The organism is Rhizobium sp. AG855 (genome assembly GCF_003610655.1).
Classification (GTDB): Bacteria; Pseudomonadota; Alphaproteobacteria; order Rhizobiales; family Rhizobiaceae; genus Allorhizobium; species Allorhizobium wuzhouense.
Genome location: NZ_RAQG01000003.1, coordinates 548348 through 561636 on the forward strand (window position 1 = coordinate 548348; position 13289 = coordinate 561636).

The window sequence follows — 13289 nt, forward strand, 5'->3', positions numbered from 1 at the left end:
GCGCTGCGATAGACCGCCCGGAGCCGCATGGCAAAAGGCCCGCCGCAAGCGACGGGCCTCGATCGGTCTCTGAATGGCTCAGCGAACCAAAATGTTCCGGAACTGCCAAGGATCCTTTTCGTCGAGGTCTTCCGGGAAGAGGCCCGGGCGGCCGTCGAGCGGGGTCCAGTCGGTGTAGTGGCCTTCGACCGGGCCGAGATAGGGCGACTGCACTTCGAGGCAGCGCTTGTAGTCCATCTCGTCGGCTTCGACGATGCCGGCCTTCGGATTTTCCAGCGCCCAGACCATGCCGGCGAGAACGGCCGAGGTTACCTGAAGGCCGGTTGCGTTCTGGTAAGGAGCGATTTCGCGGGTTTCTTCGAGCGACAGGCGCGAACCATACCAGTAGGCATTCTTCTCGTGGCCATAGAGCAGCACGCCGAGTTCGTCGACGCCATCGACCAGCTCGTCTTCATCGAGAACATGCAGGACCGGCTGCTGGTTGCCGCCGTTGCCGAACATCTCGTGCAGCGAGAGCACGGCGTCATTGGCCGGGTGGTAGGCGTAATGGCAGGTCGGACGGTAGGTGACTTCGCCATCCTTCTCGACGGTGAAGTAGTCGGCGATCGAGATCGACTCGTTGTGGGTGACGAGGAAGCCGTATTGCGGACCCGGCGTCGGGCACCAGGTGCGCACGCGGGTGTTGGCGCCGGGCTGTTCCAGATAGATGGCAGCCTTGCAGCCCTTCTTGTGCTTCTTGGCGTTCTTCGGCATCCAGTTTTCATGGGTGCCCCAGCCGAGTTCGGCCGGCTGCAGGCCTTCCGAGATGAAGCCTTCGACCGACCAGGTGTTCCAGAAGACATTGAGCGGCTTCGGGTTCTTGGTGCGCTGGGTGTCGCGTTCGGCGATGTGCACGCCCTTGACGCCGACCTTCTTCATCAGCTTGGCCCAGCCTTCGCGGTCATCCTGCGAAGGTTCCTCGAACTTGATGCCGATCTCGTTGGCGAGGTTGACGAGGCCCTGCTTGACGAACCAGGAGACCATGCCCGGATTTGCGCCGCAGGTGGAGACGGCCGTGGTGCCACCCGGGTTCTTCGCCTTTTCCTGGCGCACGGTTTCGCGCAGCGCATAGTTGGTGCGCTCGGAGTTCTTCATGTTCTTGTCGAAGTAGAAGCCGAGCCAGGGTTCGACGACGGTGTCGATGTAGAGAACGTCGAGCTTGCGGCAGAACTTCATCAGGTCGAGCGAACCGGTGTCGACGGAGAGGTTGACGCAGAAGCCCTGGCCTTCGCCTTCGGTCAGAAGCGGCTTCAGGACCTTCTTGTAGTTGTCCTTGGTGACGTGGGCCTGGATGTGCTTGATGCCGTGCTTGGCCAGCAGTTCCGCCTCGTCGTTGCGGGGATCGATGACGACCATCCGGCTCTTGTCGAACTTGAAGTGGCGTTCGATCAGCGGCAGGGTGCCGCGGCCGATCGAGCCGAAGCCGATCATCACGATCGGGCCGGTGATCTCGCCATAAACCGGGTAGGTCTTCTCACTCATCTGGATCTCCTTGGAGGCGCGACCAGGCTGGTCCCGCAGGTGCGTTTCGGCCCGTGAGTGCGGGCCAAACCGATAATGGCGGTTCTAGATCACAAAACACTGACACAATAAAGACCATGCCCAGCCGCGCGTCGGCCCTCAGGGGGAAATTTTCGCAGCATCCTGTCGCAGCTTCGCGACGAGGTGCGCCTTCTGCCGATCGAGGCCCTTGTAAGCGAGCTGGGCATCCTCCATCGTCTCCAGCTGGTCTGCCAGCGCTGCAGCCAGCCTGCGGCCTTCCGGATGCGTCTGGAAGAGGCAGACAGGGTCAAGATAGATGCGGATGGTGAAGACGATCGCGCCCGTGTCCGGCAGCTTGGTCAGTGTCTGACGCTCGACCCGGATCACCGCCTCCTCGGGTGCCGCCGCGTCGTTTCGTCCGGTTTCGGGGTGAAAGAGTTTTTCGCGCCAGTTGATCGACCAGTTGAAGCGCTCCGCCGGTTGGCCGGGCAACAGGTTGTTGAAGATGCGGTTGATCATGACCGCATTGCGCGTGCCGGCCTGGAAGCCCGGTACATGTTCGTGGACGGCCTCCATCGGCCGGTCGAATTTTTCGGAGAGCAGCCAGGACGAGGGGAAGGAGAGGTGGGCGGCTGCGATGGACCAGCCAGCCTCGCGCTTCATCATGATGACGAGATCGTCCTGGACGAGCATGCCGGCACGCAGGAGCGGGGGTGTGCTCTCATCGGCAAGGTTAATCGCATGACCGGCAACGTGAAGGATTTGGCCTTCCCGGCGGGAATGGCCCGGGTGATCCCGCTCGATATGGGCAACCAACGCCTCCAGGCATTCGTGCTGGGCGGGCAGGCTGTCCTCGGTTGCGCGAAACACATCGTCGAGACGCGTCTCGATCAGATTGCGTTTTTCGTCGAGATAGCGCTGCAGGTCGCCATCCGGCTCGATCCAGCGTGTGGGATCAAGCGCGCAGAGGCCAATCGTGAAAGGGCGGGTCGGACCGGCATAGGGGGCGTGAGAGAAGGCATTGGACATAGGGTGTCAGGCTCGCTTTGAAGCCAACCTGCCGCGTTGCCCGCCCGATGGCAAGATCGACTGTGCGCTGAAAGGGCGCGACAACGTCGCAGCAAAGTGAGGCGGGCCTTGACGAAGGCGGCTTCAGGCCGATTTCCTGTCCGCTCGTCCCCTTGTTTGAAAGACCTGACCTTGTTCATCCTTCCCCGCCTCGGCCTGATCCTGCTCGGTATCGTCGTCGTTCTTGCTCTTCTCTTGCTGGCACTGGCCATCGCGACCCAGATCCGCGCCCGTGCCATCGAGGAGCAGTATCCCAATATCGGCACGCTGACCGATGTCGGCGGCTTCCGCCTGAATGCGCTGCACGTGGCTGCCGGTCCCGACGCAGACCTGCCGCCGATCGTTTTCATCCATGGGGCCTCCGGCAATCTGCGCGACCAGGCGGGTGCCTTTCTGGAACCGCTGCGGGGGCGAGCGGAGATGCTCTTCGTCGACCGGCCGGGCCATGGTTACTCCGAACGGGGCGGGCCGGAGAACGATACGCCGGCCGGACAGGCCAATGCGATTGCGACGCTGATGGAGAAAATGGGCATCAAACGGGCGATTATCGTCGGACATTCCTTCGGCGGTGCGATTGCGGCGAGCTTCGGGGTCTTGCATCCGGACAAGGTCGAGGGACTGGTCTTCCTCGCCGCCGCCACCCATCCCTGGCCGGGTGGCGTCGACTGGTACTATCACGTCGCCGCAGCGCCGATCATCGGTCCGCTCTTTTGCAACACGCTGGCGCTGCAGGCGGGCATGTCCCGGATCACACCGGGCACCGCGCATGTCTTTGCGCCGAACCCGGTGCCGGCCTCCTATGTCGCGGAGACGGGCGCCGCACTCGTGCTGCGTCCGGCGACGTTTCGCGCCAATGCCACCGATGTCGCCGGGCTGCATGCCTATGTGACGGAATTTTCGAAGCGCTACAGCGAAATCGACAAGCCCACCGTGATCATCACCGGGGACAGCGACGAGATCGTGCTGGAGGAGATCCATTCCAAGGGGCTTGCGCGCGATATCAAAGGATCCGAACTCGTCTGGATCAAGGGGCTTGGCCACAAGCCGGATTACATCGTGACCGACATCGTCATTGCGGCGCTGGAGAAGATCACGGGTGAGCCGCGTGACCTGCAGGCCATGGCCCGTGCTGCAGAGCCGCGTCTCGCTGCAACGCGTGTCGAGCCTGAAGGTCAGGCGCCGTCCTTGCAGGCCGGGCAGTAGTTGCCACGAAAAAAGCCGCCCGAAGGCGGCTTTTTCCATGCGTTGGGCTCAATCAGATGCCGGTCTGGCCGTCCGAGCCGATATAGGCAATGCGCAGCATGTTGGTCGAACCGGGCGTGCCGAGCGGCACACCGGCCGACATGATGATGCGGTCGCCCGGTTTGCCGAAACCTTCTTCGACGACGATTCGGCATGCGCGGTTGACCATGTCGTCGAGATCGGTCGGCTCGGAGGAGACGACGCAATGCAGGCCCCAGACGACCGACAGACGGCGTGCGGTCTGGATGACCGGAGAGAGCGCGATGATCGGCACTTCCGGACGTTCGCGCGAGGCGCGCAGGCCGGTATTGCCGGACGAGGTGTAACAGACGATCGCCTGCAGGCGGAGTGTTTCGGCGATCTGGCGGGCCGCCAGCGAGATGGCGTCGGCGCCGGTTGCTTCCGGCTGGGCGCGCTGGGCGTAGATGATGCCGGGGTAATGCGGCTCGCGCTCGACGGTCTCGGCGATCGAGGCCATGGTGGCAACGGCTTCGACCGGATACTGGCCGGAAGCCGACTCGGCCGAGAGCATGATGGCGTCGGCGCCTTCGAAGACGGCGGTCGCGACGTCGGAGACTTCGGCGCGGGTCGGCACCGGTGCCGTGATCATCGATTCCAGCATCTGGGTCGCGACGACAACCGGCTTACCTTCGCGGCGGCAGGCGCGGATCAGCTGCTTCTGGATGCCGGGCACGCGCTCCAGCGGCATTTCGACGCCGAGGTCGCCACGGGCCACCATCAGCGCGTCGGAGAGTTCGATGATCTCGTCGATGCGCTCGATCGCCTGCGGCTTTTCGATCTTCGACATCAGGCCGACGCGGCCCTTGGCGATCTTGCGGACTTCGGCCAGATCTTCCGGGCGCTGGATGAAGGAGAGTGCGACCCAGTCGACATCGTTGACGGCGAGCACGGCGTCGAGATCGGCGCGGTCCTTGTCGGTCAGAACGCCGGTTGCGAGAATGGTGTCGGGCAGGCTGACGCCCTTGCGGTCGGAGATCTTCGTGCCCGAGACGACTGTGGTCACGATGCTCTTGCCATCGCATTTCTCGGCGCGCAGATGCAGCTTGCCGTCATCGATCAGCAGGCGGTCGCCGGGCTTTACCGATTCCAGGATTTCCGGATGCGGGAGATAGACGCGGTTCGCGTCGCCGGGCACATCCTTGTTGTCGAGCGTGAACGTCTGGCCGGCCTTCAGCTCGACGGTGGTGTCGGCGAACTTGCCGACGCGGAGCTTCGGACCCTGGAGGTCGGCGAGGATGCCGATCGGACGGCCACAGGCGGCCTCGACACTGCGAATGCGCTGAACCAGCGTGCGCATCAGATCATGGCTGGCATGGCTCATGTTGATGCGGAAAAGATCGGCGCCGGCTTCGTGCAGCTTGCGGATCATGGCCTCTTCGGAAGAGGCGGGACCGAGCGTGGCGAGGATCTTTACTTTGCGGTTGCGCTTCATCAGTTCTGGCTTTCCTGGGTGCCTGACGTGTCGGAGAGCTGGACCATCCAGCTGCCTTGTCGTCCGGTGTCGTATTCCTTGAATCCCATCTGCTGATAGCCGCGCGCGAAGCAATCCTTCACGCCGACGATCTTGAACTCGTTTTCGGCGACACACATGTTGATGTCGCCGGACCAGCGACCGCCACGGGCGGCGTCCTCAGCATAGAGATAATAGTAGCGCGATTGGAGTTCGCCTTCGATCAGTGTGGCGCAGGTGCCGGCCGGAACCTGCCACCAGCCCTCGGTGATCCAGCCCTCTTCGGCGCGATAGCCGACGGCAACGCCGACGAGGTTCTGTGTACCATTGCAGGCCCTGAATTCGGCATGCGCCGCGTTCGCCGCGAGCATGGGCGCAAACAGCGCGCCCGCGATCATCAGGGGCCTCAGAAAACGCGCGGCAACGCGATTGCAAAACTGTGTGTATTGCTTGTGCACGATTGCCGCCGGAACTCCAAAAATGCGCATGGGATGCCTTCTTGCGATGCTGACCTGAGAATGTCAACGCAACTCTAATCGATTATATTTCCACTCTTCGCCCAGTGCCGGGACCATGTTGTCCGATCTTGGCACAAACGTGACAGCCATGAAAGCTTGCGCTCCCTATTCCCCCATGCGATCAAGCCTGCCTTAGCAGACGATGGCTTCGAACTGATGAATGACCACTCCGTTTTCGAAATCCTAGATGGCCGTCATGACAGTGGCTTGGTGCTTCTGGCAGACCACGCCACAAATATCGTGCCGGGGCAATATGGTCGTCTTGGCCTGCCGGAAAGTGCGTTCGGCCGCCACATCGCCTATGATATCGGCATCGAGGCGCTGACGCGGCGGCTCTCCGCTCAACTGGGCGTGCCGGCGGTGATGTCGCGGTTTTCGCGCCTGCTCATCGATCCGAATCGCGGCGAGGATGATCCGACGATCATCATGCGCATCTCCGACGGCGCGATCATTCCGCGCAATCATCCGATCAGCGCCGAGGAATGGCAATACCGGATCGAGACCTATCACCGGCCGTATCACCAGGCCGTCGCCGACGTCATTGCGCAGGTGGCGGAAACCTCCGGCAAGGCGCCGCTGGTGCTGTCGCTGCATTCCTATACGCCGGCCTGGAAGGGCGTGCCGCGGCCGTGGCATGCGGCGGTTCTGTGGGACACGGATGACCGGGCCGTGCGTCCGTTGATCGCGGCGCTGGAAGGCGAGGGGGATCTCCTCATCGGCGACAACGAACCTTACGACGGCGCGCTGAAGGGCGACACCCTGTATCGCCACTGCATGACGGCGGGCATTGCGCATGCGCTGCTCGAAGTGCGGCAGGACCTGATCGGCCATGACGAGGGCGTCGAGGCCTGGGCCAATCGCCTGGCGCCGATCTTTGCCCGCCTCAATGCCGACCCGATGCTGCATGAATATCGGATACACCCCTCGCGGACTGGTCCTTACCCGGCCCATCCGATCACGCCCTGAAGGATTAAGCCCATGACCCTGCCGACCAAGGAGCAGCAGACCGAGCTGGAAGCCGCCGCCTTCCGCCGGCTTCTCTCGCATCTCAGCAACCGGGCGGACGTGCAGAACATCGACCTGATGAACCTCGCCGGTTTCTGTCGCAACTGCCTGTCCAACTGGTATCTCGATGCGGCAAACGAGAAGGGTCTGGATCTCACGAAGGATGAGAGCCGCGAGATCGTCTATGGCATGCCCTATGACGAATGGAAGGCGAAGAACCAGCGCGAGGCGAGCGCTGCGCAGCAGCAGGCCTTCGAGAGGAACCGGCCGCAGGAATGAGCTGCCGTTGACGCTTTGGGGACTTGACGCGGGCTTCGGTTCGCGGCACGTGAACCCCACGAAATTCCATCCCGAACTGCCATCCCCGACATGAAGGAGATTGCCCATGTCTGATGCCGCCCACGGCGTCGCCCGCGACCAGCTCCGCGCTTTCGTCGAGCGCATCGAGCGCCTCGAAGAAGAAAAGAAGACGATCGCCGACGACATCAAGGACGTCTACGGCGAAGCCAAGTCCATGGGCTTCGACACGAAGATCCTGAAAAAGGTCATTGCGCTGCGCAAGAAGGACGACCAGGAACGCATGGAAGAGGATCTGATCCTCGACACCTACCTGGCAGCACTGGGCATGATCGAAAGCCCGCCGGAAGGCTGATCTTCATTCCGAACAGACACAAAAAAACCCGCCGATCCGGCGGGTTTTTTAATGCCTTTGTTTTGTCCTCGACGGATCAGGGCTGACCGAAGCGGCTCGGATCGACCGTTGTCGCATCCAGACGGAAGCCGACGGGAACGGTCGTGGTCGGGGCGAGCAGCGAACGCGAGACGACGCGCGGTGCCTTGCCCGGCTTGATCACGGTTTCGAACTTGCCCTGATTGAGGGCCCATTGCTCGATCATGCCCTTGGTCAGCTTCGTTCCGCCATACATCGCCATATGGGCGCGTTCAGCTTCTTCCTGGCCGGGGCGACCGCCCTTGACCGGCAGCGCCGCATCGGCGCCGGGTGCAGATGTCTTCGGCGTATCGAACATATCGCCGAATTCCGATGTCGCTTCGCCCGCCGGCTTTTGCGGCAGCGAGGCGACTTCGACCGACTTTGCGGCTGGTGCCGGCTTGGTTGCTGCCGGTGCAGCCGGTGCTGCACTTGCGGTTGCCCGTTCGGCCGGGATCGGTGCGGCCATTTCGGCCTGGTTGCTGTTTTCAAGTGCGTCGGCGGCTTCCGGCGACAGAATGGCCTGTTCGACCTCGTCGACTTCGGCTTCCTCTTCCGGCTGCGCACTGGCCAGAAGGGCCTCTGCCACGGCTGGACGAGCGGTCGGAACCGGTACGGTTGCACCATTGGCGAGAACCATGGCGTCGCTGTTCGGATCGATCGATGCCGTCATGACGGCCGGATCGTTTGTGGCCTGGTCGGGACGCGGGCCGAGCAGGGTCGGAACCGGGACCTTCATGCTGGCGAGGTCCGCGAATTCGCTCGATGGTGCTGCGGCCGGTACGGGCACACCGTTTGCAACCTGCTGCAGCGCATCTTCTGCGGCGTTGCGCGGCGGTTGGTAAAGCGCCACGGCAAGGCTTGCATCAGCCGGTCGAAGCGACGGACGGGCCTGGGGAACAGGGGCGGAGTCCACGCCCGGCAGGGCATTGGCGACCATGACCGGCTCGGTGGCCGTGACCACGGGCGGCGGAGGCGGTGCTGCGGGCTCCGGCTGCGCGGCGAGTGCCGGACGTTCGGCCGGTGCCGGAACATCCTCTTCTTCATCCTCATCGCCGCCGCCGAACAGCATGGCGAGGAAGTTACGCGGACGGCTCGGGCGTTTCTCGTCGGCCACCATGATCGCGCCACCGGCTTCCAGGCGGCGCTTGTATTCGGCGAGTGCCTGCTGGTAGCCCGGCAAAGGCTTGCCATCGGATGGGATATGCACGGTTTTGCCGTCGGGGAAGAGGCGCACCAGGTCCTGGCGGTTCATGCGCGGCCAAGCGCGCACGCCGGCCACATCCATGTGAACGAAGGGAGAGCCGGAATTGGGATAATAGCCAACGCCGCCCGCCTGCAGTTTCACGCCCAGTTCGCGCAGGGTCTTGAGCGCCACGCCCGGGATGTAGAAGTCCATCGCGGTGCCGCGCATATGCTGGCTTTCCTTCGCGACACCCTTGGAGCGCGAACGCAGCATGGCATTGGTCTGCGGCGAACGGTAACCGGATACGGCCTTGATATAGCCCTTGGCGCCGGCGCGGCGGTAGACTTCCCAGACGAGGTCGAAGAGGCGCGGATCCATCTTCGTCGGCTCGTTGCGGCGCCAGTCGCGCAGGATGTAGTTGAGCTGTTTCAGACCCTTGGGGTCGTAGCGGCCATTGCGCTTGAAGGTAATCGAGGCGCGCTCGCCGGTGTGGACGAATTCAATGTTGAGGGTACGCGTTTCAGCACGCGCTGCACCGGCCGTCCCGAATGCGGTTACGGCACCGACGAAGAGAAAGGCCAGAAACGAACAGACCAGTCTCGCTGCGATCTTTGCGCATGCGGCCTGGGGCTTGCGCCCGTTCTGCCATCGGCGCGCGCTGATGTCTTGCGATGTCTGCAATGCTATCCCCGTCAGAATCCGTCCCACGCCAACTCAAGGTGAACGTCAAATGCGGTCACACCATGGCAAATTTGCCACATCCGCACAAGCAGTCACGTTATGGTGAACGTCTGCCTAACACATGTCAGGCTCTTGGTAGGCGATTAAGCTTACCCCAGAGTTAACAAGGGAAGATTGAGACAAATCAAGCGGCATCCTTTTGGGGGTCGTCCGGGTCGATGCCGTAGTCCTTGAGCTTGCGGTAGAGCGTCGAGCGCCCGATGCCGAGTTTGCGGGCCACCTGGCTCATCTGGCCGCGATAGAACTTCAGGGCGAAGCGGATCAATTCCTCCTCGATCTCAGCCAGTTTGCGCACGTTCCCGGCCTCGTCCGTGCTGACGATGACATTGCCCGTCGACACATTTCCGAAACCTGTGGACGAGGGAGCGGCCGTGTGGCTTACGAAGGTGGCGGCCCGTTCGGCGAGCGCTGCCTGCACCTTGGCAACCGGACTTGATTCGTCCCGGATCTCGCTCGCATCGCGGCTTACGGCACCGGAGCGGTGGCCGCTGACCTGGGCCGAAATCTGGGGAAAGTCGCTCTCGCCCAGGCTGACACCCTCGGCCAGAACCACCGCCCGGAAGATCGCATTTTCCAGCTGCCGGGTGTTGCCGGGCCAATCGAAGGCCGTCAGGAGGGCAATGGCCGACGCTTCGACCTGCAGCGTGCGGGGCAGACGCTGTTCCAGCGAAAAGCGCTCGACGAAGGTGCGCACCAGATGCGGAATGTCCTCCTTGCGGCGGCGCAGCGCCGGGATCGTGATCGGAAAGACGTTGAGGCGGTAATAGAGGTCCTCGCGGAACCGGCCGGACTTCACCTCCTCGATGAGGTCCTTGTTGGTTGCCAGCACCAGCCGGACATTGACCTTGGAGGGCTGTTGCTGGCCGGCGCGTGCCACCTCGCCAGACTGCACCGCGTCCAGGAGACGCGCCTGCGCGATCGCCGGCAACTCGCTGATTTCTTCGATGAACAGGGTGCCGCCCTCGGCTTCGCCGAATTTGCCCACCGCCGATGCCGGGTCGGGATCGCCAAGGCGGCTTCCACCGAACAGGACCTCGTCGATCTGTGCCGGTGAGATTGACTGGCAGTTGACGGTGACGAAGGGGCGTGACGAACGGTCGCTGGCGGCGTGGATGGCGCGGGCGACGAGTTCCTTGCCGACGCCAGCCTCGCCCTCAAGCATGACGGGGATGGTGGATTGCGCCGCGCGACGTCCGAGTTCGACGACGCGAGACATCGAGGCGCTGGCGGCGACGATATCGGCGAAACTCACTGCGCCGCTGCGGGCCCTCCGCGGAGTGCGCCCCTGCAGGCTGCTGCGATGAATCTTCAGCGCGGCCTCGACGGCGCCCGACAGGCGCTCCGGGGCAAACGGCTTGACGAGGAAATCGAAGGCGCCGGAGCGGACTGCGTCGAGCGCCGTTTCGGTTGCCCCTTCGGCGGTGGCGACGATCACCGGGACGGCCGGATTGATCTCTGCCAGCACGGCGAGGAGTCCGGATTGCAGGCCTTCGGGGGCGGAGGCGTCGATCACCACGACGCCGATCTGCTCGCGCTGGCGCCGGAAGGTGTCGATGGCGGCATGCGCCGTTTCTGCGACATGAACGGAATGGCCGTGCGCTTCGATCGCAGCCTTCATGCTGCGGCGCTCGGCGGCATCTTCATCGATGAGTAGGATCTGTGCAGTCAAAGTTTGCTCCCCCGGGGTGAGTGCCGGCGCCTTCGCGCTCCTGGGTAATCGAGGGGGGAGCGTGCCAGAAAGGACTGAACATGTTGTTGGGAGAAAGCCTCGGATTTTAACGATTCTTAACCTGTATTGGCACAGGCGGCGGAAAGGTCTGCGGAGAGGTGCATCGGCCCGTCGGCGGCGGATGTCACATCCATGGCGCAGGAGCAGCCTCTCTGTCGCGATCTGTCCGCGGCTTGCCGAGTGTGCCGGGACTGACTACATCTCCCGGCATCAGACAGGAAAGGACATCGTCATGAAGATCGACCGAAGCCACGTGTTTGCCAGTGCGACGGACGCTGCGGCGAAACAATCCGCAGCACTTGGCGATCTGCCCGTCTGGACGCTTGACCATCTCTATCCCGGCCAGAAATCCCCTGAATTCCTCGGCGCCGTCGAAAAGGCCGGGACCGATGCGCTGGCGTTCGAAACCAAGTGGAAGGGCAAGCTGGAAGCGGCGCTGGAAACCGTCGGTGAGAATTCACTGGCCGACGCCCTGCGCGAAATGGACGCGCTCGAAGATCTGCTCGGCCGCATCGCCTCCTATGCAGGCCTTACCTATTATTCCGACATGACCAATCCGGCGAACGGCAAGTTTTTCGGTGACATTCAGGCGAAGCTGACGGACATGTCGTCGCGTCTCCTGTTCTTCCCGTTGGAACTCAACCGCCTGGCTGACGATGCCGTCGATGCTGCCATGGATCGCGATCCGGCGCTCGCGCATTTCCGCCCCTGGATCGTCGACCTTCGCAAGGACAAACCCTTCCAGCTTGACGACCGGATCGAGCAGCTGTTCCTGGAAAAGTCGCAGACCGGCGCCGCGGCCTTCAACCGGTTGTTCGACGAGACGCTGGCAGCACTTCGTTTCAAGGTTGGCGATGAAGAGATGCCGCTCGAGCCGACCCTGACGCTTCTGCAGGATGCCGATCCGGCAAAACGCAAGCTGGCGGCGGAAGCGCTGTCGAAGACGTTCAAGGAGAATATCCGCATCTTCACCCTGGTGACGAACACGCTCGCCAAGGACAAGGACATTTCCGACCGCTGGCGCGGGTTCGAAGATATCGCCGACAGTCGCCATCTGGCCAACCGGGTCGAGCGCGAAGTGGTTGACGCGCTGGCCGAAGCCGTGCGCGAGGCCTATCCGCGCCTTTCGCACCGCTATTACAAGATGAAGGCGAAGTGGCTCGGCATGGACCAGATGAACTTCTGGGATCGCAACGCCCCGCTCACGGAGACGCCCGACCGCCTGATCCCCTGGGACGAGGCCAAGGACATGGTGCTCTCGGCCTATGGCGGCTTTGCGCCTGAGATGGCAGAAATTGCCGGCCGTTTCTTCGACGGCGGCTGGATCGACGCGCCGGCGCGTCCCGGCAAGGCGCCGGGTGCCTTTGCCCATCCGACGGTTCCGTCCGCGCATCCTTATGTGCTGGTCAATTATCTGGGCAAGCCGCGCGACGTGATGACGCTGGCCCATGAACTCGGCCATGGCGTGCATCAGGTTCTGGCCGGCGGCCAGGGTGCCCTCATGTGCCAGACGCCGCTGACGCTTGCCGAGACAGCCTCCGTCTTCGGCGAGATGCTGACCTTCCGGGCGCTTCTTAACAAGACCACCGACAGCAAAGAGCGCAAGGCGATGCTCGCCCAGAAGGTCGAGGACATGATCAATACGGTCGTGCGCCAGATCGCGTTTTACCAGTTCGAGCGCAAGATCCATGCGGCGCGCAAGGAGGGCGAACTGACGGCGGAGCAGATCGGCGAATTGTGGCTCTCGGTTCAGGAAGAAAGCCTCGGACCGGCGATCAAGATCTCAGAAGGCTATGAGACCTGGTGGGCCTATATCCCCCACTTCATCCATTCGCCGTTCTACGTCTATGCCTATGCCTTCGGTGACTGCCTGGTGAATTCGCTCTACGCGGTTTACCAGAATGCCGAGGACGGCTTCCAGCAGAAGTATTTCGAGCTTCTGAAGGCTGGCGGAACGAAGCATCACTCCGAACTTCTCGCCCCCTTCGGTCTCGATGCCACCGATCCGGCTTTCTGGAGCAAGGGCCTGTCGATGATCGAGGGATTGATCGACGAGCTGGAAGCGCTCGACAAGGCAGGCTGATCAGGCTTGCGTGACG

11 protein-coding genes are annotated in these 13289 nt (G+C 62.9%); 5 read left to right on the forward strand and 6 right to left on the reverse strand.

Annotated elements, in window-relative coordinates; genetic code table 11:
* Nucleotides 1-78: 78 nt before the first annotated feature.
* Together DFO46_RS02605 and DFO46_RS02610 are read right to left on the reverse strand one after the other, a co-directional pair.
* The gene (locus DFO46_RS02605) at nucleotides 79-1521 is read right to left on the reverse strand and encodes a homospermidine synthase (RefSeq protein ID WP_120276237.1); all 1443 of its coding nucleotides are present in this window, start codon (nucleotides 1519-1521) and stop codon (nucleotides 79-81) included.
* Between the two features lie 138 nt (nucleotides 1522-1659).
* Nucleotides 1660-2550 carry a DUF3445 domain-containing protein gene (locus DFO46_RS02610; RefSeq protein WP_120276238.1) on the reverse strand — a complete coding sequence of 297 codons (891 nt, stop codon included), beginning with the start codon at nucleotides 2548-2550 and terminating at the stop codon, nucleotides 1660-1662.
* A 171-nt stretch (nucleotides 2551-2721) separates the two neighbouring features.
* On the opposite strand from DFO46_RS02610, the gene DFO46_RS02615 reads away from it, so the two are divergent.
* Nucleotides 2722-3792 carry an alpha/beta hydrolase gene (locus tag DFO46_RS02615; RefSeq protein ID WP_183041823.1) on the forward strand — a complete coding sequence of 357 codons (1071 nt, stop codon included), beginning with the start codon at nucleotides 2722-2724 and terminating at the stop codon, nucleotides 3790-3792.
* 52 nt (nucleotides 3793-3844) lie between these two features.
* Here the strand turns inward: DFO46_RS02615 and pyk are convergent, their stop codons facing one another.
* Complete coding sequence (gene pyk / locus DFO46_RS02620) at nucleotides 3845-5284, reverse strand: pyruvate kinase (protein ID WP_110791667.1); 1440 nt, start codon at nucleotides 5282-5284, stop codon at nucleotides 3845-3847.
* Nucleotides 5284-5700 (reverse strand): DUF1036 domain-containing protein, encoded by a 417-nt coding sequence (locus DFO46_RS02625; RefSeq protein ID WP_245408914.1) that lies wholly within the window; start codon nucleotides 5698-5700, stop codon nucleotides 5284-5286. Before DFO46_RS02625 ends, pyk begins: the two co-directional genes overlap by 1 nt.
* 276 nt (nucleotides 5701-5976) lie before the next feature.
* On the opposite strand from DFO46_RS02625, the gene DFO46_RS02630 reads away from it, so the two are divergent.
* The 3 genes from DFO46_RS02630 to DFO46_RS02640 all read left to right on the forward strand — a co-directional run bounded on the left by DFO46_RS02630 (nucleotide 5977) and on the right by DFO46_RS02640 (nucleotide 7477).
* The gene (locus tag DFO46_RS02630; protein ID WP_120278113.1) at nucleotides 5977-6786 is read left to right on the forward strand and encodes an N-formylglutamate amidohydrolase; all 810 of its coding nucleotides are present in this window, start codon (nucleotides 5977-5979) and stop codon (nucleotides 6784-6786) included.
* Between the two features lie 12 nt (nucleotides 6787-6798).
* Nucleotides 6799-7104: a DUF1244 domain-containing protein gene (locus tag DFO46_RS02635; RefSeq protein ID WP_120276240.1), complete on the forward strand. Its 306-nt coding sequence runs from the start codon at nucleotides 6799-6801 to the stop codon at nucleotides 7102-7104.
* Nucleotides 7105-7210: 106 nt separating this feature from the next.
* Nucleotides 7211-7477 (forward strand): DUF2312 domain-containing protein, encoded by a 267-nt coding sequence (locus tag DFO46_RS02640; RefSeq protein WP_054157131.1) that lies wholly within the window; start codon nucleotides 7211-7213, stop codon nucleotides 7475-7477.
* Between the two features lie 76 nt (nucleotides 7478-7553).
* Here the strand turns inward: DFO46_RS02640 and DFO46_RS02645 are convergent, their stop codons facing one another.
* A complete protein-coding gene (locus DFO46_RS02645) occupies nucleotides 7554-9401 on the reverse strand; it encodes a DUF882 domain-containing protein (protein ID WP_120276241.1) in 1848 nt (615 codons plus the stop codon).
* Between the two features lie 184 nt (nucleotides 9402-9585).
* Nucleotides 9586-11130: a sigma-54 dependent transcriptional regulator gene (locus tag DFO46_RS02650; protein WP_120276242.1), complete on the reverse strand. Its 1545-nt coding sequence runs from the start codon at nucleotides 11128-11130 to the stop codon at nucleotides 9586-9588.
* Nucleotides 11131-11422: 292 nt separating this feature from the next.
* Between DFO46_RS02650 and DFO46_RS02655 the strand changes: the two genes are divergently transcribed.
* Nucleotides 11423-13273, forward strand: coding sequence for a M3 family oligoendopeptidase (locus tag DFO46_RS02655; protein ID WP_120276243.1), 1851 nt, complete (start codon nucleotides 11423-11425; stop codon nucleotides 13271-13273).
* Nucleotides 13274-13289 lie beyond the last annotated feature (16 nt).

Coding starts and splice junctions, on each gene's coding strand:
- DFO46_RS02610 (WP_120276238.1), bottom strand. CDS start 2,550: ATGTCCAATGCCTTCTCTCACGCCCCCTATGCCGGTCCGACCCGCCCT.
- DFO46_RS02630 (WP_120278113.1), top strand. CDS start 5,977: ATGAATGACCACTCCGTTTTCGAAATCCTAGATGGCCGTCATGACAGT.
- DFO46_RS02655 (WP_120276243.1), top strand. CDS start 11,423: ATGAAGATCGACCGAAGCCACGTGTTTGCCAGTGCGACGGACGCTGCG.
- DFO46_RS02625 (WP_245408914.1), bottom strand. CDS start 5,700: ATGATCGCGGGCGCGCTGTTTGCGCCCATGCTCGCGGCGAACGCGGCG.
- DFO46_RS02640 (WP_054157131.1), top strand. CDS start 7,211: ATGTCTGATGCCGCCCACGGCGTCGCCCGCGACCAGCTCCGCGCTTTC.
- DFO46_RS02605 (WP_120276237.1), bottom strand. CDS start 1,521: ATGAGTGAGAAGACCTACCCGGTTTATGGCGAGATCACCGGCCCGATC.
- DFO46_RS02635 (WP_120276240.1), top strand. CDS start 6,799: ATGACCCTGCCGACCAAGGAGCAGCAGACCGAGCTGGAAGCCGCCGCC.
- pyk (WP_110791667.1), bottom strand. CDS start 5,284: ATGAAGCGCAACCGCAAAGTAAAGATCCTCGCCACGCTCGGTCCCGCC.